Below are 23,194 nucleotides of genomic sequence, written 5' to 3'. Positions count from 1 at the left end.
TGGAGGTTATTGCAGATCAAAAACGTTTGGAAGTTCTACAGAAATAGGAGAGTTGTCCGGATTGGTTTCCATAATATCAGCCATGTGCTTCCACCAGCGTTGGACAATCTCGGTGCTGCCAAGATCTTGCGAGTTGGCTTTTCCTTCGATCACCTGAAAGGCGAAAAGACAGGAAGTCTCTTTGTCTAAAAAGATCTGATAATCTATGATTCCGGTGTCTTTGAGTAAAATGACCAGTTCGGGCCAAATCTCTCTGTGTCGTCTTTCATATTCCTCCTCAAAACCCGGGATCAATTTCATTCGAAAGGCTAGTTTTCTGGGCATTTTGGGTAGTAAAAATTGTTAGTTAGAATATATACAGGGTGTAATTTATAAAAGCTAGTTGGTTAGAAAAATGATTAAGGTGCTAATCATAGAAATATTGATTTAATCCGTGAAAAGTTGCTTATTCAAGCAAAACGCTATGTTTTTTGTACAAAAGACAAATGATTATTGCGCAGAAAAGGCTGAATTCTAAATCTGAAAAAATAGACAAATACAGCTCTTGGGCTAGTTTAAATGGAATCGATTGTGCAAATAACCTTAGCTAAAATTGCATAAAACGGATCTGCTACGTGCTACATAAGAAACCGAAATTTAATCCCATTATGAAGTCAATTACAATTTTATCCCATTCAAAAAATATTTTCTATTTGCTTTTTTGTCTTGCTGTAGGCATGATGCAAGGCTGCAATTCTAAAACTTCCGACACCGAGACAGAGCTAGAAAAAGATGCAGATCCTTGGGAACTGCTGCCATCAATCCGTGCGCAGATTGTAGCTCCGGAATTTAAGGATCAGGATTTTTTGATTACTGATTTTGGAGCCAAAGCAGGAGGTAAGTTTAAGAACACGGATGCTTTTGCGGCAGCTATCAAGGCTTGCAATGAAGCCGGAGGAGGAAGGGTGGTTGTTCCTGAGGGAACATGGCTCTCGGGTGCAATCCATCTGAAATCAAATGTCAATTTGCATTTGGCGGATAGTGCAGTCATTCAGTTTAGTCAAGATGACAAAGACTATTTACCAGTTGTGTTTTCCCGTTGGGAAGGCATGGAGTTGATGAATTACTCGCCTTTTATTTATGCATTTGGGCAGGAAAACATTGCTGTCACGGGAAATGGGATTTTGGATGGAAATGCAGATATGGCAAACTGGTGGTGGTGGTGCGGCGCAATGCACTATGGATGGAAAGAGGGCATGGGCAGACAGACAGAAGCCCGTGCACTGCTGCATCAGATGGTTGCAGATGAAGTGCCCGCTGAGGAGAGAATATTTGGAGAAGGCCATTACTTACGGCCCCAGTTTGTGCAATTCTACAAGTGTAAGAATATTCTTATCCAAGATGTAAAATTGATAAACAGTCCTATGTGGAATATTCATCCGGTTTTGAGTGAAAATATCACGATTGAGCGATTAAAGATTGTGACATTGGGACCCAATAACGATGGGGTAGATCCTGAGGCTTGTAAAAATGTATTGATAAAAGACACCTATTTTGACACAGGTGACGATTGTATTGCCATCAAATCAGGTAGAAATCAGGACGGTAGAAACATCGGAGTGGCTTCTGAGAATTTCATCATCGAAGGATGTACGATGAAAGAAGGCCATGGTGGTGTGGTCATAGGAAGTGAAATCTCCGGTGGAGCTAAGAATATTTTTGCTCAAAACCTAGTGATGAGCAGTGAGAATCTGGACCGGGTTCTTCGTATCAAAACAAGTTCAAAGCGGGGAGGAACCGTGGAGAATGTCTATATGAGAAATGTGAAAGTGGGTAAATACAAGGAAGCTGCGGTACGATTCAATATGTTCTACGAAGAGGAGGGAGATTATCTGCCGCAGATTAAGAATGTAATCATAGAAAATCTGCAAGTAGAAGACGGTGGAAAATATGCCGTGATGATAGATGCATACGAGGATTCACCGGTGGAGAACTTCCAGATGATAAACAGCACAATTAACGGTGTGGATGAATTGTTTAAAGTAAACCACTTCAAAAACGCCAAGTTTACTAATGTGACTTTTAATGGTAAAGAGGTGAAGGAGCTTGTGAAGACGGAGGATTAGGAGAGCTGGGAGACGGGAGACTGAAGACCGAATGACCTTGTCAGAGTTTGGTAGTAAATCCTTGGCTAAGTTCTTCTATTTGAAGTAAGACACTATTCAAATACATAAAATTCAATGTATGATTCCGCATGAATGCACGTACTAGAATTATGTCTGGTTCTAGCCTGAAAAAATCCCCCTTTCCCTCCGCCGCGGCGGAGGGAATTGCCAAATTTGAACTTCTAGCATTAATACAAAGCACATATGTGCAGTTAAGCGAATAATCATAAAATTCAATCTTTAAGAAAAGCTTTTAAACCATTTCCCGGTAAAGTTTTAATAGAATTTGTCACTATTTCTGCATTCAGCTCAGCGCCTTCCTCAATCGTATGGGTGTGATCTGTTTCATTGAAGAAATGTGCTTTCACATATTCCTCGCCCAATTGATTGTACTGATTAGCCACCAGTTGATTTAGATCGATAAAGGCCGTTTCAGTATCGTCTGCGACTTGTTTTGCCCAGAGGCCGTAATCAGTTTCGGCTGTGATGATTTTGCCATCTTTCCAGTTGTTTCGGGGAATCAGCGAGCACACGATAGGAGTGACGCCCTTGGCTTTGGCAGTCAGAATCATCTGCCGCAAATATTGTCCATAGGAGTAAACCGTTTCTTGACGCTTGGTAATAGGATTGTAGATCTTTTCAGCTTCCAGTCCGGCACTTTTGATCGTGCCTCGGGCTCGGGCTTCATCATCCAGCGGACTTGAGTCATTATGCCCAAACTGCATAATCAAATAATCTCCGGGTTCTAATTTCTCCAGCACCTTTTCCCAATGTCCATACGTCTGAAACGTCCTGCTGCTTGTACCCCCAAGTGCATGATTTTGGACTTTGATTTTTTCCTTATCAAAATAAGGAGCGATAAAATCACCCCATCCCCAAAGTCCTCCGGCTCCATCGCCTTGACCATTTTTCACGGTAGAATCTCCGATCAGAAAAAGAGTAGGCTTATCCTTAGTCAGGTAATCTTTGAGCGTGCAATTTTCCAGATTTCGTATTCCTTCAGTTATTGACCATGCATTGATCCGTGCGCCCGCTTCATTTGTATGGGTGTGATCTTTCTCAAAAAGGCCTTTTACGACTTCTTGTCCCCATTTATCATATTGGTCAGCCACTATTGAATTGAGGTCAATAAAGGATGCTCCCTGTTTTCTTGCCGCTTCCTTAGCCCATTTCCCAAAATCCTGATTGGCCCTTTCTGTTTCTCCATCCTGAAATTTGTTTCTCGGGATCATGGAGGCAATGATGGGAATTGCTCCTTTCGCTTTGGTGTCGCTGATGAATTTCTCCAAATACCATCCATAGGTATGAACCGTTTCCAGTGTGCCATCAGGCCAAGTGAGTTCTTTGGTTTCCTCACCCAAGCCTCTAAGTACACCTCGGTAGCCAGCTTTGGTGATATCAGGAACGCTTCCTTCATTATGCCCAAATTGCATAATTACATAATCTCCAGGCTTCAGCGCTTCGAGGACTTTATCCCATCTTCCTTCTTTGATAAAAGTTCTGGTACTTCTACCGGCCATGGCTTGGTTACTGACTGCTAGTTTGGTGCTGTCAAAAAACTCGTGTAGAAAATTACCCCAGCCTCGCTGTAGAGTTCCTTCTCCACCATTTCTAACTGTAGAATCACCGATTAAATAGAGCGTTTTCTTTTCTTCTTTCAGCTGCTGAAAAGCGGTAAAAAAGAGCGCCAAGGCAAAAATGACTAAGGACTTTAATATACTTTTATGCTTCATGAAATTTTCGGATAAGCTAAAATATCAGCTGTTATTGAGCTTCCTAAGGTAAGGAAAGAATAGTTTACAAAAGGGACTAAACTGATGTTTTCAATAGGCTTCTGTTCGAAAAGTCTCTTAAATAGAATGCGAATTTCTAAAATCTAAAAAGGAAATATCAATAAGGCATGCTGGCCAACTGTATTGAAATCGCGCCAAACGCGATTGAGTTCGGTGTGGGTTTTCGCAGCCTCCAATCCTGAAAAAGGGTACAGTTTGCCATTTATCTCTCTGCACTTTTGAGTTAGCTTTCGGCTGATTTTGCTGATTTCCTTTAATTGTACATCAGAAAGTTTACCTTTTTTTTCAAGTTCAGTCCATGAGGTATTTATGCGATGATAGAAATCATTTCGGAGATTTTGGAGTTTTTCCTCCTGCTTTCCCAGAAGTTTCTTGAAATACTTGAGATGCTTTTTGTCGTATTTTCGGTATTCATGCCTTCTCCAGAATGCTTGTTCTATCAATTCTTTTAGGTGAAGGGTAATTCCCAATATATTCGCTGCAAGTGTAGCTTCAGCAAACTGCAGAAAAGGATATTGGTAAACGGTTGCAATCAACTGTGCTTTTTCGGGAAGAATTTCAAAGCAGCGATTTAACGGGACCTCAAGATCATCGCAGCGAAAAGCATGGCTTCCGGTAGCTATCATGCCCATGTAATTCCAGCCATCGAGGATTATTACATCTTTTCTATCTAGAACAAAGGCTTTGATAATAGGTTTTCCTTTTTTATCAACCATAGCCTTTCCGTCAGCTAGAATCTCGCAGTTTGCAGTGAGATGAGTAGCATGTAATGCTCCTGAGGCATAGGTCCAACTCCCGCAAATAAGATACTTGTCACCGACCAAGTTTGCTTTTCCACCGACAAATCCACTTCCTGCCAAGCAAAGTTTGCTGCCAGGGAAAATATCATTGCGAAGTGACTCTTCCATAAAGCCGACAAACCAGGCTGCACCTGCACATAACGTCACTGTCCAACCCAAACTCCCGTCCAACTTTGCCAGTTTTTCCTCAATTTTTAGGGCTTCAGGTAGGGTGCACCCCAGTCCTCCCAAGTCTTTTGGTACAAAAAGCTTGAACCATTTTTCAGAATAAATCTCTGCCAGCCATTCATCGGGAAGGTGACCGAGTTCCTCTGCCTTTGCGGAAAGTTCGGGGCTAAACAGTTTTGAATTTTCCATGGGGATGGTCTAGTTCTTTTTTCCAGTCGAAATAACCAAATATGGCTACGATGAAAAGGAAAATGGTGAGAAATGAGATTAGAATCAGTTGCTTGTGAAAGAGCAATGGAATAGCTACGATATTGGATACATTCAGCCAAATCCAGTTTTCAAGTTTTCTTTTTGCCAAAAGCCACATACCCGCCCAGGCTGTAGAAGATACAAAAGCATCTACGACCGGCACATCGGAGTCGGTGAAATTGATAAGCATAAAGTAGAGAAATGCCCAGCCACCAAGTGCAATTGCCAAAGTGATTTTTTGTTCAGTAACCGTACTTCTGGATATATGGGATGCCCCAGAGGCAGATCGGTTTTTCCACATAGCCCAGCCATAAATACTCATTACCAGATAATAGGCATGGAGTAAGGTCTCTGCGTAGAGCTTCGCATCCACCAGCAGGAAACCAGAACACAGAATTCCGATGATACCAGCCGGATAGAGTAGTACATTGTTTTTGCGGGCAAGTAATACTTCAGTAACCCCAAAACTCACAGCGATCCACTCCAGTAGACTGGTGGATTTGATCTGCTCTGCGAGCAGACTCGTGTCAATGGAAAATAACATTTGAATAACGTTTTATGATTATTCAAAAAAGGGAGAACAATAATCTAATCCCTACGCCGGCATTACCCGGATCAGGTGCTCGGTGATCGCTCACCGATGGGTATGATCTCAGCCCGTAACTTTTAGGGCACCCCTTATTTGATGGCGCTAATATAGAGATTAATATTGCTTTAGTGGAAATGGGAGGTGACATAATTAATTCGATAACCTGTGATGCACCTATTTACTTATAGCATAGGTAGATCAGGATACCTACAGATAGTTCCTGGAAGAAAAATGTGGATACTTGTTTACCTATCCTTATTCTGAATTGAATATGAACACTATTGATTATCTAAAAGAAGGGTTTCTATTGGTTCTTAGTCTTTTGATTTTCAATGGACTACTAGCGCAGGAAGAAAAGGACAGACCTAGAATCCTGATCAGTTCTGATATAGGTGGCACCGATCCGGACGACTTCCAGTCTATGATTCATTTGCTGATGTATGCCGATCTTTTTGAACTAGAGGGCTTGATTTCTTCACCTTTCGGAAAAGGTAGAGCAGATGATTTTTTACATATAATTGATTTATATGAAACTGATTACAGTAAGCTAATAAAGCATTCTAAGGATTTCCCGAAACCAGAGGAACTTAGGAAAATCACTAAGCAAGGAGCATTCAATAGCGCACCGTTTATAGGTTATTCCATGGCTACCGAAGGCTCGGATTGGATAATTCAGGAGACAATAAAGAAAAGTGATCGGCCACTTTGGGTACTGGTATGGGGAGGATTGGAAGATTTGGCTCAGGCTCTACATGACAAGCCGGAGATTAAGGATCATATCAAGGTATATTGGATAGGGGGGCCAAATAAAAAGTGGAGCATCAATGCTTACAGTTATATAGCAGAATACCATCCGGATCTTTGGATCATTGAGGCTAATGCAACCTACCGAGGTTGGTTTATTGATGAAGGCTCCCCGGAAGATATTTCCAGTAAGAACTTCTACCCGAACTACATACAGGGAGGAGGAGCAATGGGTAAAAATTTTGAAAACCATTACGATGGAGAAATCAAAATGGGAGATACCCCTTCATTGGCATATGTCATGAATGGTAATCCAAATAACCCTATAGGAGAAAGCTGGGGAGGAAGTTTTCAGAAAATTAACCGCAGTTCTAGAACTGTTTTTTATGGAGGAAGTACCTCAGCAGATACGGTTGCTGCCTATGCTACAATAGAATGGAGGTTTGAAGGACCAAAACTGGAAATTGCAGGTGATTCTGTAGTTTTTGAAATAGAGATTCAAAATCAAACATGGCCAGGATACTATCTAGGTGATGGAGTTTATGGTGTAAAATACTCCTCAAAAAAGCCCGAAGTTGGTACCTATAAAACAAGTAGTGAAATCGTTGAATTGGATGGCTTGGAAGGTAAATATGTAAGTATCATTCCTTGGCCGGGCAAACCTGCAGCAACTGATTATCTCCTAGGTGAAAACTGGTACAGCGACCGTCAGGAACCAGAATTGTATCTTCAGGATCAGCAGGGAGCCAAAACCGTATCGAAATATCGAAATGAGTTTTTGAAAGATTGGGCTAAAAGGTGGGAGTGGTTGAAATAATTGAAAGAGACATTTTCACTATTCGGAAATCCTCTTCAATAAAAGTGCTATAAGATTGGCTGATGATCTATATTATTATCCAATCAAAAAAAATAAATATTTATTCCCATTGCAAGGCTGTTATATACTTATTTAACTCAATATATCTTCATAATCTTCTTTTCCAATTGGTTTGGAAATAAATTTAACAACGTTAGTATAAGTGCCAGCTTTTTGTATATCTACTTCATCTGTTGATGAGGAAACTATATAAATTTCAATCTCATCATAAAAATTAAAATTAGTCAGTTTATCAAGAAATTCCCAGCCATTCATTACAGGCATGTTTATATCTAAGAGAACTATAAAAGATTCTGAACTAGTGTAGTTTTTTGTTAGAAAATCTAGAGCCAACTTTCCGTTATGATAAGATGTTATATTAACAGGAACTTCAAATTTACCTATTAATTTAGTAGCAATTAACAGAAAAATTGGGTCATCATCTACTAATAAAATATTTTTACTCATTTTTTTATATTTATGGTGCTTGATTCCTTTACCATTTTACGGATAATCTCATCCAATTCCTTTGCAGAAATTTTAATTTGTTCAAACAAAAAACTAACTTCTTGATTAGGATTCATATCAATTTCCAGAAGATCTACCAAACCCATGATTCGTGCTAATGGAGCTCTAGTTTCATGGGATTGTGTCCAAGCTATTTTTCTTAACGTATCATTTTGATTTTCGATAACGTTAATATGATGAAGTTTTTCTGTAATATCATTTGCGAGAACCAGGGTAGCCTTTTTAGAGTTAAATTCGAAGAATCTGCTGTAAATTTCTACTTGGATATTCTTACCGGACTTAGTCAAGTGATCAAATATTCCGGCATAAAATGTCATTTTTTCAGAATGTCTTTTTGCAAGAAATTTATTCAAGTCTACATTTCCACTTTTAGGGCGAATATCTCTGATTGTTAAGGTGATAAATTCATCTTTGCAATAGCCATATTTTTCAATAGCCGCTTCATTGACATCCAAAAACTGCAGTGTTTTATTATCAAATAGCCACATAGGCTGTGGGGTGAAATCAAATAAATTTTGATAGGTGTTTTTGGAATTCTCCAGGCCTACAATAAAGTTTTCTCTTTCAATTGCGTAAACAACGGTTTTATAAAGTACTTCAGGGTTAATTTCATCTTTCAATAAAAAGTCTGAAACTCCTTTTGAGAGCAAGGTCCTAGCTAACTTTAAGTCTGTATAGCCGATGAGAATAATTATAGATGTGTTTTTAAACGTTCTTTGAATAATCTCTACTAATTCATTTCCCTGGAAATCTGGGAAAACTAAATCCAATAAATAACAGAGTACTTTACCTTCTTCAAAAGCTTCTTCAATTTTCATTTTCAAGTGCAAATACTACTGGAACCGGTCTGAGACTGGAAGTAGGAGGGCTTGTTGATAAATGAAGGATGGAAGATTTTAAATTCCTATGCAATTGGGACAGTGAATGGCGATGGATCAGGATGACTGGTAGGAATGTCGAGACCGGGACTATCATCAATTCCTATGACTTGCGTAGCTTTCTGGAGGATCATATAAAAAATCACAATTTATTAAGCCTAAGCTTTTGCTTACCATCCCAAGGTGGCTGGGCTGTACTTTCCGTTGGCAGAGTAAGGAAAATTATTCTTCTCCATATTTTTTCTCTATGAATTTTTCACCTCCTAAAGAAGTAACTATTTGATCGCTGAATTCTCGCTACCTCGTAATCAATGCTGGAAGGAAGGGTGTATTTGAGCCTCCTGATTTTACATGTAGATTTTATTTTAAAAGTGGGATTTATGTATTTCTCATAAGGTTTTGTGTAAGGGAATGACAATAGCCATTTCATATCTTTATTGCTTGAGAAATTGAGCAAGTGATTGAAATATAGTTTACAGATCAATTTTGACTTCTCGGTCACGTTTAAGAAGCTTGACTTTAAGTCAGAATCAAACACAGCCTAGCCAGGGAAGAGTCAAATTGGAGTAGATCAGGCTCGCGCTTAAACAAATTATAATGAAATCGAGCACGACTCAAGAGTCACACGGAGAGAAGATTATCCATAATGCGAGATTCCATGTGGCCTTAAAAAACAAATTATAAACACATGAAACTAGCATATATAGGCACATATCCACCACGGGAATGCGGAATAGGCACATTTACCCAAAACTTGACAAAGTCAATGTTGGGTATTGATAACCAGGGCGTTCAAAACAATGAGGTAGTGGTTGTCGCAATGAATGACAGCGGTCAGAAATACACCTATCCACCAGAGGTGAAACTTCAAATTCAGCAGGAGCAGCAAAGCGATTACATTGAAGCAGCAAACTTTATAAATCTAAGTGGACCTGATATTTGTATTATTGAACATGAGTTTGGAATTTTTGGAGGTCAAAGTGGAATCTATATACTACCACTTTTGCATCGCTTGAAGATCCCTTGCGTTGTGACGCTTCATACAATTCTGGAAGCGCCGTCCTACAACGAGAAAGCAATCCTTAAGGAAATCTGTAAAATGGCCGATAAGGTGGTAGTGATGAGCCATAAAGCCATACTTTTTTTAACAACGATCTATGATATTGCAACTGAGAAGATTGTTTTGATAGAGCACGGAGTTCCCGATATACATTTTGACAAAGTTGAGTCGAAAAAGAAATTCAAACTGACTAAGAGGAAAATACTCCTCACATTTGGATTTATCGGTAGAAACAAAGGGATTGAAACTGTCATTCGGGGCTTGCCTGAAATTATCAAAAGTCATCCCAATGCACTGTATATAATATTGGGTAAAACCCACCCTAATGTATTGAGACATGCAGGTGAGGAGTACCGTACCTATTTACAATTACTGATCAAAAATTTAAATCTTCAGTCCCATGTACTGATGTTAAACGAGTTTATTGATGAATCAGAACTTTTTAAATATTTAAGTGCCTGTGATATCTATATCACTCCTTATCTCAATGAGGCTCAAATTACAAGTGGAACCCTTTCTTATGCTATGGGAGCAGGATGTGTAGTGGTTTCTACACCTTATTGGCATGCAGCCGAATTACTGACCGAAGACAGAGGAAGACTTTTTGATTTCAACGATGCAGCAGGACTGGCCTCGATAGTGAATCAGTTGTTTGACCACCCCGAAACTATGTGGCAGATTCAGGCTAATGCCCATGAGTATGGTAAAAATGTTACCTGGCCTAAAATCGGTAAAAAGTACCTACACCTTTGTAATAGCCTACTTTCCTTCCCAAAGAGGCAAGGTGACAAAAAAGAAACCGTAATAGATCTGCTGTTACTTCCTGCTTTTTCACTTACTCACATCAAAAGACTTACTGACGATACGGGGATTATTCAACATGCAAAATATGGTATCCCCAATCTGAAGGAGGGGTATTGTCTGGATGATAATGCACGTGCGCTATTGATGGTTTTGATGACATATAAGCAGAAAAAGGATGAGTTGGCTTTGGGTTTTATGCCAATTTATCTGAGTTACATCCACTACATGCAGAATAAAGATGGGAGTTTTAGGAATTTCCTGAGCTTTAATCGCAATTTTTTGGATGAAGTGGGATCTGAAGATTCTTTTGGAAGAACGATTTGGGCATTGGGATATTTGATAGGCAATGCACCAAACGATGCTTATTATCAGACTGGCAAACTTATGTTTTTTGACGCACTGCCCAATTTCGACAAGTTAAAATCCATACGGAGTATTGCCAACACAATTATTGGAATATGCTACTACTTAAAAACCAATTCTTCGGACGAACCGATGATGGGGGTGTTAAAGAATTTGACCAATAAGCTGATTGAGCAATATAACTTAAGCAATTCCGAGAATTGGAAGTGGTTTGAATCGTTGCTTGCTTATGATAACGGGATTTTACCTTTGGCACTGCTGCATTCAGCCCAGGCCATACCGGATCCTGATGTTATCAAAGTTGCCATGAGCACTATGAAATTCCTGGAAGAACACACCTTAAAGGACGGTACACTTTCAGTGATAGGGAATGACAAATGGTATACAAAGGATGGTGAACGTTCCTTTTTCGCCCAACAACCCATTGATGCTATGGCAATGGTTTTGATGTTCCATCAGGCCTATTTACTTACTGGGAAGAAAGTTTACCTCAACAAACTCTTCGATTCCTTTATGTGGTTTTTGGGAGAAAATGATCTACGCATGAGTCTTTACGATTTTGAGACTAAGGGCTGTTGTGATGGCTTTGAAAATTATGGAATCAATCGTAACCAAGGGGCTGAAAGTTCGCTGGCCTACCTCATTTCTCATTTAACTGTCCTTCAAGCCTATGAAGAATTCTATCAGGCCGATGCCGTCAAAACTTGGGAGAAGGAGACTTCATTACAACATCTATGAGAATTGCCATTTTATCCCCAATAGCCTGGAGAACACCACCTGAAAGTTATGGACCATGGGAACAGGTGGCTTCAACGATAACTGAGGGTCTTGTAGAAAAAAGGCATGAAGTAAGCCTTTTTGCCAGCGGCAATTCAATTACTGCTGCAAAACTGGAGGCAGTCTGCGAATTGCCTTATGAAATGGATAGTTCCAGTGATCCAAAAGTTCAAGAGTGTCTGCACATCAGTAATTTGATGGAACAGGCGGATGATTTTGATATTATTCATAATCACTTTGATTTTCTTCCCCTTACTTATTCCAAGCTGATAAAAACACCCATGATCACAACTATTCATGGCTTTTCTTCTCCTAAAATCATTCCGGTCTATAAAAAATACAATGCTTCCTCAGCCTATATTTCTATTTCAAATGCTGACAGATGCAGCGAATTAACCTATTTGGATACTATCTATCATGGGGTAGATCCAGCTCTTTTTACTTTTCAAAATAACAAGGAAGGGTATTTACTGTATTTTGGCAGAATACATCCTGAGAAAGGATTGGATAAAGCAATTACCATAGCCGAGAAAGCTGACCTTCCCCTAAAAATTGCAGGTCTTATTCAAGATGAGTTCTATTTTAAGACAGAGATCGAACCGAGAATCAACGGGTCATCTATCCAATATTTGGGTAATCTCGGGAAAGATGCTCGGGATTTAGTCTTAGGCGGTGCCAAAGGATTACTACATCCCATCTCATTTGAAGAACCTTTCGGATTAAGTGTTTTGGAGGCTATGATGTGCGGCACTCCGGTAATTGCATTTTCACGAGGCAGTATGCCTGAGTTAATTGATGATGGGGTTTCTGGCTTTTTGGTACACTCTATCGAAGAAGCGGTAGCAGCAGTGAAAAATCTCGACCAAATCAATCCAATGCAGTGCAGATCTCATGCAGAGAAAAATTTCAGTAGGGATCGTATGATTGAATCCTATGAAGAAGCTTATAAAAAAGTATTAATGGCATCGAGCTGATCAGATTCTTACTAATGCTGCAAAAAGCTCCTCTAATCCCACCACGGCATACGTAGAAGAATAATCCGAAACGGCATATGGAAGGATGAGGTTGTTATTATGGATCAAGGATCCGCAAGAATAAACCACATTTGGGACATAGCCATTTCTCTCATCTTCCAATGGCATCAATAATGGCTCTTCCAATCTGCCGATTTCCTTGGAAGGATCATCGAGATCAAACAAGGATGCTCCTATGCTATAGCGTCTCATTGGCCCGACGCCATGAGTTATAATTAGCCAGCCCTTTTCAGTCCACAGTGGTGAGCCACAATTACCGATTTGGGTAAATTCCCATGTGAATTTAGGTTCCTGTATAAGCTGGGGATTATTCCAATAGGTGGGTCGCTCAGAATACATGAGGTAATTGTTTACTCCATCAATTCTGGAAAGCATTGCATATTTTCCTTTAATTTTTTTGGGGAAAAGGGCCAGATTTTTTCCCTGAGCACCATTGCCGCGTAGTGGCATGATGCGAAACGTATAAAAATCCTCAGTACAGATTAATTTGGGTAAAATGGTATGGCCATTATACGCTGTGTAAGTAGCATAAACTTTGGTGCCTTCAATGTCATCAACGAATTTTACAAAGCGTGCATCTTCAATCCCGTTACTCTCGGATGCTGAAATCGGAAAAATCACACGTTCAGTTAGGTCGGAATCTTTATGAAAATGAATATCATAAAATGAATCTACCAGCCAGGTAACATCTTCGTAAGCAATACGCTCAGTAGCTGTTAGTTCCTGATTTTGAAGTAAGTGGGAGATCGAGTTTTTCAGTGCAGAATATTCGAACCTATCGGGAAGGGTATCCATGATACTCTTGGTGTATTGTTCTTCGATTTGCATTCCCTGGAGCCTTTTAATAAACCGTTGCTTATCGTAGAGTTGCTTGTGGGAGATTTCTGCTTTGTCAATATAGTCTCCAATTGTAGATAGTTGCAGGTTGTTATTAGCATCCAAGATTGCCCGCCTGAATACTAAGGAAGAAATATGCCCTTCTCCAGTAGCTCGAAAAGAAATTATGACTCGGGTTTCCCCTTGCTCTAGATAGGTTTGATCAAAATCCTCAATCATGGAAGGATTGAAAAATGCAGCTGACTCCAACGAAAATTCCATCGTACAATAAGAACCGATAAGCATTTTTTGCTCTGTGGATAGCGAATTGTAGTTGATTCCCATGCTTTCAATAATCCCACGGATTTTTTCGCAATGCTTAAAAAGGAGACGTGAAATATTACGGTGCCGACTGGCAAATTCCCTCAGCGTTTGTTCCAGTGCTTGATTTACCTGGGCTTCGGTCAATGAAAATATGCGGCTGAGTAAATTTCGGGTTCTCAGATCCCCGTTCATAAAATATCGCGCGACTACCCGGCTAGAGTCGGGTAGGAAGTTTACATTTTTTCGTTGGACTGAAACTCTCATGAGTAGTGTAATGACTTAGGGAAACGAGTATCCTTTTATAAGAGGTAGTACCTCTTTTACCCGAAATTATATTAACTCAGATTACTATCGACGTGTGGTCAGAACAATCATTCCCGGGTATTTCACTTGGCTATCGTATTCTGCTGTAATAAAAACAGATCGTGGTTTAAATGAAGTGACCGTTGATAATGAACCTTTTAATGACTTAGAGAACCATCCTGATGAGTTCCTCAATTGACCGATGTTTTGAACCTCATTGTTATTGTTGGTTCCCCACACAGCATAAGTATTTTTTGGGGGAGTCAGTTGGGATGGGGTGGCTAAATTTTTCACATTAACTTCTACTGTATAATTATCGTTTTTGTCACTTTTTATTTTGACAGATCCTTCAGCAGCAGGAACTACCCTCGAACTGGAAAAGCTCATTTTTTTTGCACATGAAGTGAAGGTGAAAATGGCTACTACGGCAAGTGTAAAACCCAGTAATTTCGTGGATTGCAATAGTTTTTGCATGGCTTTTTGTTGGTTTAGTAGGTAAGTAATAGCAGGTATGCTGCTAGAACCCTTTTTGAATTATTGTTGCAGACCAATCAAATTAGTTAGACTGCTTGTCAAAATGATTTTTTACAAAGGCATCTTTTTCATTATCCGTCATCTTATCGGCAGATTCTACTTCGATGGTAATGTCATTAAAATGAGAATCCTTTTTTAAGTAATTGTGCAATTCTGATTTTGCATTGGTAGGGCCGAAAATGAGCACATGATCATATTTCAAAATCTCCTCTGATATTTCCTTGTAAAAAGCTTCATGCATCTGCTGTTCCTTATTGTGCATGGTATGCTCACTTCCGTTTGAGGATTCCTCCTTTGTATCTGCTGTGATATCCACATCGTTTGAATGCTCTCTTAGGGCAGGAGTTCCCTGAATAAAATTGGCAGTGGAATGATCCATCCAAATACCCAGATTTTTTTGTGATTTCATTTTTTATGTTTTAAGCTATATGTTGTTTTTTCTAATCGATGTACTTATCCCCCAGTTTTGTATTCATCTCTTGTCCGACTGGAAATTGTTTGAGTCATCAAATTCTTGAGGTGAGATCCGGTCAAAAGGAGATTCAATACAAAGATCCAAAAACCATAGCGGGACATGTTATACAATCCTGACTACATATTGCATACATCCCACATTCAGATAATTTCTACTGAAATCAAGGAGGCCTCGTAGCCACTCTTTAGGGTAGACATTAGTAAAAAAAGAATAGCAGTAACAATAAAAAGTCTTTTTAACCTACGTTTTTAAAAGTAAGTTAAGAAATGGGAAGTAACATTTTTGGGAACGTCGCAATGATTACCACAAGCTGAATTTTTGTCATTCCACGGTAGTAGGCTCTGAAGCTACATAATTATAGACTACCTCTCCCTCTTCGGAGCTAAAGACAAATCGGATATTTTTTTGTAGATAGATTTCCGACCAATCCATATTAAGCTGATCACAAAAGGTGATAGAATCCAAGTGCAAGTTATTTATGGATTTCAAAATATCACCTTCTCTAATTCCAGCTAAGTAGGCAGCAGAATTAGGCTTTATGAATGAGACTTGATGATTAATGGTTTGAAAATCCAATTTTCTTTTGAAATCAAGGTTTGCATTTTCATGCGGCTTAACATAGAATCTGTCTTTGACCAAGTCAATTACCACAACAGCTTTTTCGAGGAGTCCGGCACCTAAATTTGAGACCCAACCAGTTTCAAAAGTGTAAACTGGCACATTTGAAAATATAGTTTCTCCTACGCGCAATCCTTCAGCTTCAAATGAATAATTCAGTGTGTCCTGCTGTGTTCCAAACAATCCTCTTGCTGTAAAAGAGTAAAGTGTGTCAGTAATAAGATCTGGAGATAGAACATTATCATCAACCATTTTCTCAAATGTCTTTTTACTCATATTGAAAAATCTATTTCCAGATCCAGTGTCAAACTGTACCAATTCAGCAGCGTTGGTGCCGACGTGATATATTGGAATCAAAGGAGTTATTTGTTCATCAGGGTATTTTATTTCCACAAAATCGGAATAGTTATTTGATAAGGCATTAACAGAATTAGCAATAGTTAATTGTTTACTCTTTAGATCGATTTCAATAACTTTTTTATCAAAAAATTCAAGACCTAAATATCCATCTAGATGAATATTACAGATCTCATACATATCACCAGGAGCTATTATAGATGTTTTTAGATTCCTTACTTTAATCTTCCCAATACTTATTTCCGGAATAATTGTATTTGTTACAGAATCAGTATTTCCATAATAGTCCATACCATGATGCCAGCCAATAGAATCTAAGCCTAGTCTTTTTGCTGCATCAGGCGAGATTGTAGTCGGAGCTCCAGTATCAAATTGAAAAGTAAAAACTTCCCCATTGATTTCTACTGAAAGGAATATGGCATTTCTCACAACCTCAAAAGGAATTACCTCAGTGACATTCTTTACATACTTGCTATAAAAAAAAGCACCGACTGCTAGTAAAATTGTTGCTACAAAAAGTCTTTTTATCATAGGTTTTTAAAAATTAGTTAAGAATTGAGAAGCAACTTATTGTGAATGCCACGCTGCTTACCACAAGCTGAATATGGGTTATTGCTCGATAGCAGGTTCCGGAGCTTCGTAATTATAGATTATTTCTCCAGAGTCTGATTCAAATACAAATTGTATGTTTTTTTGTAGATAAAATTCGCTCCAATCTATTTTCAGTTGATCACATTTTGATAAAGAATCCAGTTTCAAATTATTCGCCGATTTCAAAATTTGACCAAGTCTTACGCCTGCTTGATAGGCATTTGATGAGTCAGCTACTTGTACTACTTTATAGTTGTGAAAATGAAAACCCAAACGATAACTGTAATCCAAGACTGAGTTTTCGTAAGGTTTTATATAAAAATCATCTTTCACCAAATCTAGAACTACTACCGCTTTAGCTAGAATTTTGGGACCTAGAATTGATTTTTTATTTGGTGCATCATAAGTGTCCACTAGCAAGTTTTCAAAACTTGTTTCTGGAATATTTAATTTTGGCAGACGTAGTCTGTAGTTAACTGTGTCTCTTTGTTTTCCGAATACTCCAATACCTTGGCTCATTGTTAGCGTGTCCCGTACTGAATCATGACTCAAGGTGCTGTCCTTGATCATGTTAAAAAATGAATTTTTGTCCAATCGTAAAAGGTCATTTATTGCTCCAGTATCAAAAAGGGCATCTACTGTTTCACTTGAATCAGAATAAGTAATTGGGATATAAGGTCTTTTATTTCCATCGTAAAAAGAAATTTTAAGTGGTCTTCCAAAGTCTTCATCTAAATATGAGATATCACTTGCCACGGTTAATTCTTTCTGTGCCAAATCAATTTTAACTACTTTCCCTTTAAAGTATTCCAAGCCTAAAAGTCCATCAACTTCTATTCCGCAGGGAATAAAGTTTTGATGGGTAGTAATTATTGCTACTTCTATATTTTGGGATACAAGCGAAGCTAATTTTAGTTCTGATAAAATGACATTAGTGACAATGGAACTGTTTCCATAAAAGTCCATTCCATAATTGCTACTACTTGGTTTTATATTCAACTTTTCTTTAAGCTTGGGAGAAATTACTGTTCCCGCTCCAGTATCAAAAAAGAAGGTATATGTCTCACCTTCAATTTCTACATCAAAAAGTATAGAATTTCTGATTACTTCAAAGGGAATAACCACAGGTACATTCCTTACATATTTACTATAAAAAAATGCGCATAAGGCCAATAAAACTGTAACTACAAAAAGTCTTTTGATCATAAAAGTATAAAGAAAAAAGCAGTGAGAAGTTCAACTGTAACTTCTCACTGCAGAATATTATCTGAATGCTAATTACTTACCAATTGGCGTTTCATCTACTTTTACATCTCCAGCTACATATTGAAGTGCATCTAAGAAGTAAGCAAGGACTGAAGCATTTTCGAAGCTTTGAGCATTATGAGATGTAGAGATATACATCGCTCTTCCTTTACCGTCTTTTCTGATCCAAGACACATAGGTTTTGCCGGAGGTTTTTTCCTGGCCCTCTCTCTGACCTTCTATCTCAGCATTGTTGAAGTATGTCAGTGGATGGAAATCCAGTTCGTCGTAGGCGTTCTTATAGAAATATGGTTCATCCACATGATTATAACCTTCGGCAGGAAGTGACTGTACCAATGGGTGCTTAGGATCTACAAGTCTTACCTGAAATGCCTGCTGCTTTGTATGATAGTCAAAGCTTCCACCAGTTAATTTGGAGAACTCCATAGAGTTATTGAACATGGTATCACCACCGTGAACAAGGAGAATTCCTCCGCCTTTTTTCACATATTCTATGATATTATCCTCTAGTTGGTTTGCTTTCGCCCAAATAGCCGCGCTATCAAGCGAAGTATCCTCACTGAATACATCCACGAATAGATTTCTATACTTCGGCTTAGAATTCGTATTGTTGAATACCACGGCATCAAATTCTTTCAACTTATCTTTTTCCATCATCGCTATATCAGTACTGGTGGTGACATCAAAAGTCCCGCTTTTGTCGGAAATGATCTGAATCATCGCTTGCGTATGTGGATTTACCCAATGCCAAAAGCCAGTGTGCAAAGAAAACACAAGAATTTTCTTTTTCTTTTTAAATGGAAAATTAGCCTTGTCTGGAGCTAATTCAGTGATTTTGTCTTTCCAAGCTTGATCCAAGGGAATCTCTTTTGGGTTTTGCGCAAAGGCAAAACTGACACTGGCTAGGAAAACGATTCCGTAGATAATAATCTTGTTCATGAGGTAATTGGATGAATGGGTTAATCGATAATTTAGAATTCTATATCTTTAAAATTCAATCCCAATAACCTGAATTTTATATGATATTCAAAAGAATTTTCTGTGCGCCAGTCATTTACTTGTTTTTTGTGATGGTGTCATATGGGCAAAATGTAACGTTAAAAGAGACTGATAGCGGAATTGATTTCGTAATTGATAGTCAGCCTGTTTTGACATACCAAACGGCTGTAGAAGATGTGCCGGAAGGCATCAAAAAAGATTTTGCAAAATCCGGATTTATCCATCCTCTAAAATCCCCCTCAGGCCAAGTTCTTACTAGAATTCAACCAAAAGACCATTATCATCACTACGGAATATGGGGACCCTGGACCCGTGCTACCATCAGTGGGAGAGAGGTTGATTTTTGGAATCTGGGTGATCAAAAAGGTAGAGTGGATTTTTCACACGTTCTTTCTAAAAAGGAAGCAGGCGGAGCCGCCGAACTTAATGTTCGTCAAAATCACATAGACTTGAAAGCTCCCGAATCTGAGCGAATTGCAATTGAAGAAGATCTACGCATCAAAGTAAAACCTGCGGATAAAGGCCGATATATGGTTGACTACACCACTACGATTGAGACGAAAATTCCAGGAGGTATCTTGTTGGATGACTACCGTTATGGTGGTGGAATAGGTTTTCGTGCTACTGAGAAATGGGGTTCAGACAACAGTACTGTTCTGACTTCAGAAGGAGATGCAAGAAAAACGGCTGATGGTTCAAATGCCCGATGGATTATTGTGCAGGGAGAAACTGACGATGTATCCGGCGAAAGTGGGATCTTATTCTTAAGTCATAATACAAATAAGTCTCATCCTGAGCCACTACGCGTTTGGCCAGAAAACAACTACAATGGAATCGGTAATGTATTTATTGAATTCACGCCGATCAGACATGATTCTTGGGAGTTGCAACCCAACCAACGATATACGCTTAAATACAGAATGATAGTCTTCGACGGTGAAATGACTGCTGAGGAAGCGGACACTTATTGGAAGGCTTTTGTCAAGTAAGCATTTAGCCTCAGTGATCAGAATCAGTTGGAGTATTTTGAAGATTGAGAAATTATTACTTAAGTGAATTATAAAAACCCAATGATAAATAACCCTTATGAATATGAAAAGAAGAGAATTTATTAAAAATAGCGCCCTAGCTAGCGCTGCGATCGGATTTCCTACGATTGTGCCAGCTTCAGTTTTTGGAAAAAATGCCCCAAGTAATAAAATCAATATAGGTCAAATCGGTTGTGGTAGAATTGCTCGTGATCATGATTTGCCTGGTGTAATGCGCCATGACATAGCTCGAGTAATTGCAGTCTCAGATTTGGATAGCAATCGCATGGCTGATGGTAAAAAACTTGTTGAGGATTACTACACCAAGAAAATGGGTAAAGCATATCTTGATGTAACCCAATACGCTGATTACAAGGATATGCTTCAGAATAAGGATATAGATGCAATAGTAATAAGCACCCCTGATCACTGGCACTCGCAGCCAGCGATGGAAGCCTCTATGGCTGGGAAGCATGTTTATGTGCAAAAGCCAACGTCTTTGACAATTCGAGAGGGGAGGCAGTTAGTCGATGCAGTGAAAAAATCAGGGACTGTGCTTCAGCTCGGTACGCAGCAGAGATCCAGTGAGCAATTTAGGATTGCCGCCGAACTAGTAAGAAATGGTAGAATCGGTAAGCTTCACACTGTAAAAGTAGGTTTGCCTGGTGACCCAGCTGGTCCAGATGCTCCAGCGATGCCAGTTCCTTCCACTTTGAATTACGACATGTGGTTGGGTTCTACTCCTGAAGTTCCCTACACGGAAATAGGCGTGCATCCACAGCAAGGTTATGGACGACCTGGATGGTTGAGATTAGAACAGTATGGTGCAGGCATGATTACTGGCTGGGGACAGCATCATTATGACTCTGCCGCTTGGGGAATGGATACTGAGTTGACAGGTCCTCGATATATACAAGCAGTGGCTGAGTTTCCTCAGTCAGGACTTTGGAATGTACATGGCGACTTCTACGCAAAAGCTGAATATGACAATGGAATCATAATGTACACGGGTGGTGGGTATCCGAATGGGATACGCTATGAAGGTACGGAAGGATGGATTTGGGTATCTCGTGGCAGCTATGTGGCTTCTACTTCTGATCCAGTAGCCCAAGGTAATAGTGCTAAGGCTTTGGATGCTTCAGATCCCAAGATCTTGCAATCGGTGATTGGTCCTAATGAAATTCAGTTGATCAAAAGTGATGAACATCATGGCAACTGGCTGGGAGCTATTCAGGGAAACAATGAATTACTTTCTCCGGTAGAAATTGGTCATCGCTCTTGTTCGGTTTGTCTTTTGACGCACATTTCTATGAAGCTTGGAAGAAAGCTTGAGTGGGATGCCAAAGCAGAGCAATTTATTAATGACCCAGAAGCTAACGCTATGTTGGAAAGACCACAGCGAGCGCCATATGGTACTAATTATGTGAAAGTTTAATAAACTAATATTTTGAAAAATACTGCTCTAGTAGCTATTGCAGCGGGATTATTACTTTCCTGCGAAAATAAAGAACGTGTGAGTCAAGCACCTGAATCTAAACCTGAGATTACAATAATGTCCCTGGATCCTGGGCATTTTCACGCTGGCCTAATCCACAAATCCATGTATCCTCAGGTGGATTCTACTGTCTACGTTTTTGCTCCGGAAGGAGCCGAGTTGAAAGACTATATGAACCGTCTCTCTGGCTACAACAATCGAGATGAAGACCCTACAATCTGGAATTTACAGGTAAGTATCGGCGATGATTATTTGGAGAAAATGACTTCTACCAAGCCCGGCAATGTCATGATGGTAGCTGGAAAAAATGATCGTAAGATTGATTACATCTCCACCGCTATTTCAAATGGAATCAATGTCTATGCAGATAAGCCTTTGGTGATCAATAAAGTCGGATTTCAAAAGCTTATCAAAGCCTTTGAAGAGGCTGGGCAAAAGGATCTCTTGCTCTATGATATTATGACGGAGCGCTTTGAGATCAGTACGATTTTGCAAAAAGAGCTTTCCATGGTTCCTGCCGTTTTCGGTGAACTGGAGAAAGGAACGCTGGAAAATCCTGCTATCACCAAGGAGTCGGCCCATCATTTCTTCAAATACGTTTCCGGTAATCCTCTGATTAGACCGGTTTGGTTTTTTGATACCGATATTGAAGGCACAGGTATAGTGGATGTGACTACTCACTTGGTTGATTTGATCCAGTGGGAAGCTTTTCCGGGTGTTACGCTAGATACAGCAGATGTGCAGATGCAGACGGCCAAGCTTTGGTCTACTGACTTGGATTTGGATCAGTTCAAACTGGTTACTGGTCAAGCTGAGTTTCCTGATTTCCTAATGAAAAACGTATCGGATAATAAGCTGAGCGTGAATAGTAACGGGGAAATGAATTATACGCTGAAAGGTGTGCATTCTAAAGTAAGTGTGATCTGGAATTATCAGGCGCCAGAAGGAGCCGCAGATACCCATTACAGCATGATGCGTGGCACCAAAGCTAACCTGATTATCCAGCAAGGTGAGGCTGAGAATTATGTAGCAACTCTATATGTAGAACTGCTGGATGGTCAGGATGAAGCTTTAGTTTCTCAGATCAAAACGGATTTACAAGGACGTTTTCCTGGCTTAGATTTAGAGAAAATCAGCAATGGGAAGTATAGAATCCTTATTCCTGAAGCCTATCATAATGGACACGAAGCTCATTTTGCCCAGGTCACAGAAAAGTATCTGGAGTATTTATCCCAAGGCAACATGCCCTCATGGGAAGTTCCCAATATGATTGTAAAATACTTTACTACTACGGAGGCTTTGGCAAAAGCGGAAGAAAAGTAAACTAATTTTAAACAGGATTACCAGTCAATAGGTTGGTTAGTTAAGCTCTTACTTATGGAATTAACTGATCAATCTATTTCTGTGCCAAACCTACCGTAGCCATTGCTGGTGCCGGGGGCTATGTGGGAAGGTTTTGGATTAATGGAGAAATGCTTGACAGTGGTGAAATTGTTTTTTATATGCTTTGGAGCAAAAAACCAATGCTACAATTGACGATGATTCCAGATCGAAGTGAGGAAAATCATCAGTTATTTTACATCTCGGGCGTTGGCTCGTGA

19 protein-coding genes are annotated in these 23,194 nt (G+C 39.4%); 7 read left to right on the top strand and 12 right to left on the bottom strand.

Annotated elements, in window-relative coordinates; genetic code table 11:
* Window positions 1–6: 6 nt before the first annotated feature.
* Window positions 7–324, bottom strand: a complete 318-nt coding sequence (gene rhaM, locus SYJ56_RS08950) for an L-rhamnose mutarotase (RefSeq protein WP_323833594.1) — start codon at window positions 322–324, stop codon at window positions 7–9.
* A 323-nt stretch (window positions 325–647) separates the two neighbouring features.
* Here rhaM and SYJ56_RS08945 point away from each other — a divergent pair, with 323 nt between their 5' ends.
* Window positions 648–2,105: a glycoside hydrolase family 28 protein gene (locus SYJ56_RS08945; protein ID WP_323833592.1), complete on the top strand. Its 1,458-nt coding sequence runs from the start codon at window positions 648–650 to the stop codon at window positions 2,103–2,105.
* Between the two features lie 272 nt (window positions 2,106–2,377).
* Here the strand turns inward: SYJ56_RS08945 and SYJ56_RS08940 are convergent, their stop codons facing one another.
* The 3 genes from SYJ56_RS08940 to pnuC all read right to left on the bottom strand — a co-directional run bounded on the left by SYJ56_RS08940 (window position 2,378) and on the right by pnuC (window position 5,698).
* Window positions 2,378–3,877, bottom strand: coding sequence for a rhamnogalacturonan acetylesterase (locus SYJ56_RS08940; RefSeq protein ID WP_323833591.1), 1,500 nt, complete (start codon window positions 3,875–3,877; stop codon window positions 2,378–2,380).
* Between the two features lie 143 nt (window positions 3,878–4,020).
* A complete protein-coding gene (locus SYJ56_RS08935) occupies window positions 4,021–5,094 on the bottom strand; it encodes an acyl-CoA dehydrogenase family protein (RefSeq protein ID WP_323833589.1) in 1,074 nt (357 codons plus the stop codon).
* Entirely contained in the window at window positions 5,072–5,698 is a 627-nt protein-coding gene (gene pnuC, locus SYJ56_RS08930; RefSeq protein WP_323833587.1) for a nicotinamide riboside transporter PnuC, read from the bottom strand. Before pnuC ends, SYJ56_RS08935 begins: the two co-directional genes overlap by 23 nt.
* A gap of 316 nt (window positions 5,699–6,014) precedes the next feature.
* On the opposite strand from pnuC, the gene SYJ56_RS08925 reads away from it, so the two are divergent.
* Window positions 6,015–7,304, top strand: a complete 1,290-nt coding sequence (locus SYJ56_RS08925; protein WP_323833585.1) for a nucleoside hydrolase-like domain-containing protein — start codon at window positions 6,015–6,017, stop codon at window positions 7,302–7,304.
* Between the two features lie 132 nt (window positions 7,305–7,436).
* Here SYJ56_RS08925 and SYJ56_RS08920 read toward each other — a convergent pair whose 3' ends face one another.
* Together SYJ56_RS08920 and SYJ56_RS08915 are read right to left on the bottom strand one after the other, a co-directional pair.
* Window positions 7,437–7,811 (bottom strand): response regulator, encoded by a 375-nt coding sequence (locus SYJ56_RS08920; RefSeq protein WP_323833583.1) that lies wholly within the window; start codon window positions 7,809–7,811, stop codon window positions 7,437–7,439.
* Window positions 7,808–8,689, bottom strand: a complete 882-nt coding sequence (locus SYJ56_RS08915; RefSeq protein ID WP_323833581.1) for a PAS domain-containing protein — start codon at window positions 8,687–8,689, stop codon at window positions 7,808–7,810. Before SYJ56_RS08915 ends, SYJ56_RS08920 begins: the two co-directional genes overlap by 4 nt.
* Window positions 8,690–9,437: 748 nt before the next feature.
* Between SYJ56_RS08915 and SYJ56_RS08910 the strand changes: the two genes are divergently transcribed.
* Together SYJ56_RS08910 and SYJ56_RS08905 are read left to right on the top strand one after the other, a co-directional pair.
* Window positions 9,438–11,714 carry a glycosyltransferase family 4 protein gene (locus SYJ56_RS08910; RefSeq protein ID WP_323833579.1) on the top strand — a complete coding sequence of 759 codons (2,277 nt, stop codon included), beginning with the start codon at window positions 9,438–9,440 and terminating at the stop codon, window positions 11,712–11,714.
* On the top strand, window positions 11,711–12,727 hold the full coding sequence (locus SYJ56_RS08905; protein ID WP_323833577.1) for a glycosyltransferase family 4 protein: 1,017 nt from the start codon (window positions 11,711–11,713) through the stop codon (window positions 12,725–12,727). The genes SYJ56_RS08910 and SYJ56_RS08905 overlap by 4 nt, the downstream gene beginning before the upstream one ends.
* On the opposite strand, the gene SYJ56_RS08900 is transcribed toward SYJ56_RS08905, so the two are convergent.
* From SYJ56_RS08900 to SYJ56_RS08875, 6 genes are all read right to left on the bottom strand, one after another.
* Window positions 12,728–14,191, bottom strand: coding sequence for a glycoside hydrolase family 130 protein (locus tag SYJ56_RS08900; RefSeq protein ID WP_323833575.1), 1,464 nt, complete (start codon window positions 14,189–14,191; stop codon window positions 12,728–12,730).
* 84 nt (window positions 14,192–14,275) lie between these two features.
* Window positions 14,276–14,704 carry a hypothetical protein gene (locus tag SYJ56_RS08895; RefSeq protein ID WP_323833574.1) on the bottom strand — a complete coding sequence of 143 codons (429 nt, stop codon included), beginning with the start codon at window positions 14,702–14,704 and terminating at the stop codon, window positions 14,276–14,278.
* 82 nt (window positions 14,705–14,786) lie between these two features.
* The gene (locus SYJ56_RS08890; RefSeq protein ID WP_323833572.1) at window positions 14,787–15,173 is read right to left on the bottom strand and encodes a hypothetical protein; all 387 of its coding nucleotides are present in this window, start codon (window positions 15,171–15,173) and stop codon (window positions 14,787–14,789) included.
* Window positions 15,174–15,560: 387 nt separating this feature from the next.
* A complete protein-coding gene (locus SYJ56_RS08885) occupies window positions 15,561–16,745 on the bottom strand; it encodes an aspartyl protease family protein (protein ID WP_323833570.1) in 1,185 nt (394 codons plus the stop codon).
* Window positions 16,746–16,823: 78 nt separating this feature from the next.
* Entirely contained in the window at window positions 16,824–18,011 is a 1,188-nt protein-coding gene (locus SYJ56_RS08880; RefSeq protein WP_323833568.1) for a retropepsin-like aspartic protease, read from the bottom strand.
* A 72-nt stretch (window positions 18,012–18,083) separates the two neighbouring features.
* Window positions 18,084–19,010 carry a ThuA domain-containing protein gene (locus SYJ56_RS08875; protein WP_323833566.1) on the bottom strand — a complete coding sequence of 309 codons (927 nt, stop codon included), beginning with the start codon at window positions 19,008–19,010 and terminating at the stop codon, window positions 18,084–18,086.
* A gap of 80 nt (window positions 19,011–19,090) precedes the next feature.
* Between SYJ56_RS08875 and SYJ56_RS08870 the strand changes: the two genes are divergently transcribed.
* The 3 genes from SYJ56_RS08870 to SYJ56_RS08860 all read left to right on the top strand — a co-directional run bounded on the left by SYJ56_RS08870 (window position 19,091) and on the right by SYJ56_RS08860 (window position 22,916).
* Entirely contained in the window at window positions 19,091–20,059 is a 969-nt protein-coding gene (locus tag SYJ56_RS08870; protein WP_323833564.1) for a DUF6807 domain-containing protein, read from the top strand.
* Between the two features lie 103 nt (window positions 20,060–20,162).
* The gene (locus SYJ56_RS08865; protein WP_323833562.1) at window positions 20,163–21,533 is read left to right on the top strand and encodes a Gfo/Idh/MocA family protein; all 1,371 of its coding nucleotides are present in this window, start codon (window positions 20,163–20,165) and stop codon (window positions 21,531–21,533) included.
* A 12-nt stretch (window positions 21,534–21,545) separates the two neighbouring features.
* A complete protein-coding gene (locus tag SYJ56_RS08860; protein WP_323833560.1) occupies window positions 21,546–22,916 on the top strand; it encodes a putative oxidoreductase C-terminal domain-containing protein in 1,371 nt (456 codons plus the stop codon).
* The last annotated feature ends 278 nt before the right edge of the window (window positions 22,917–23,194 follow it).

The organism is Algoriphagus aurantiacus, from assembly GCF_035156405.1.
GTDB lineage: Bacteria > Bacteroidota > Bacteroidia > Cytophagales > Cyclobacteriaceae > Algoriphagus > Algoriphagus aurantiacus.
The sequence above is the reverse complement of the archived record's forward strand: the minus strand, read 5'-3'. Positions and strand labels throughout refer to the sequence as shown.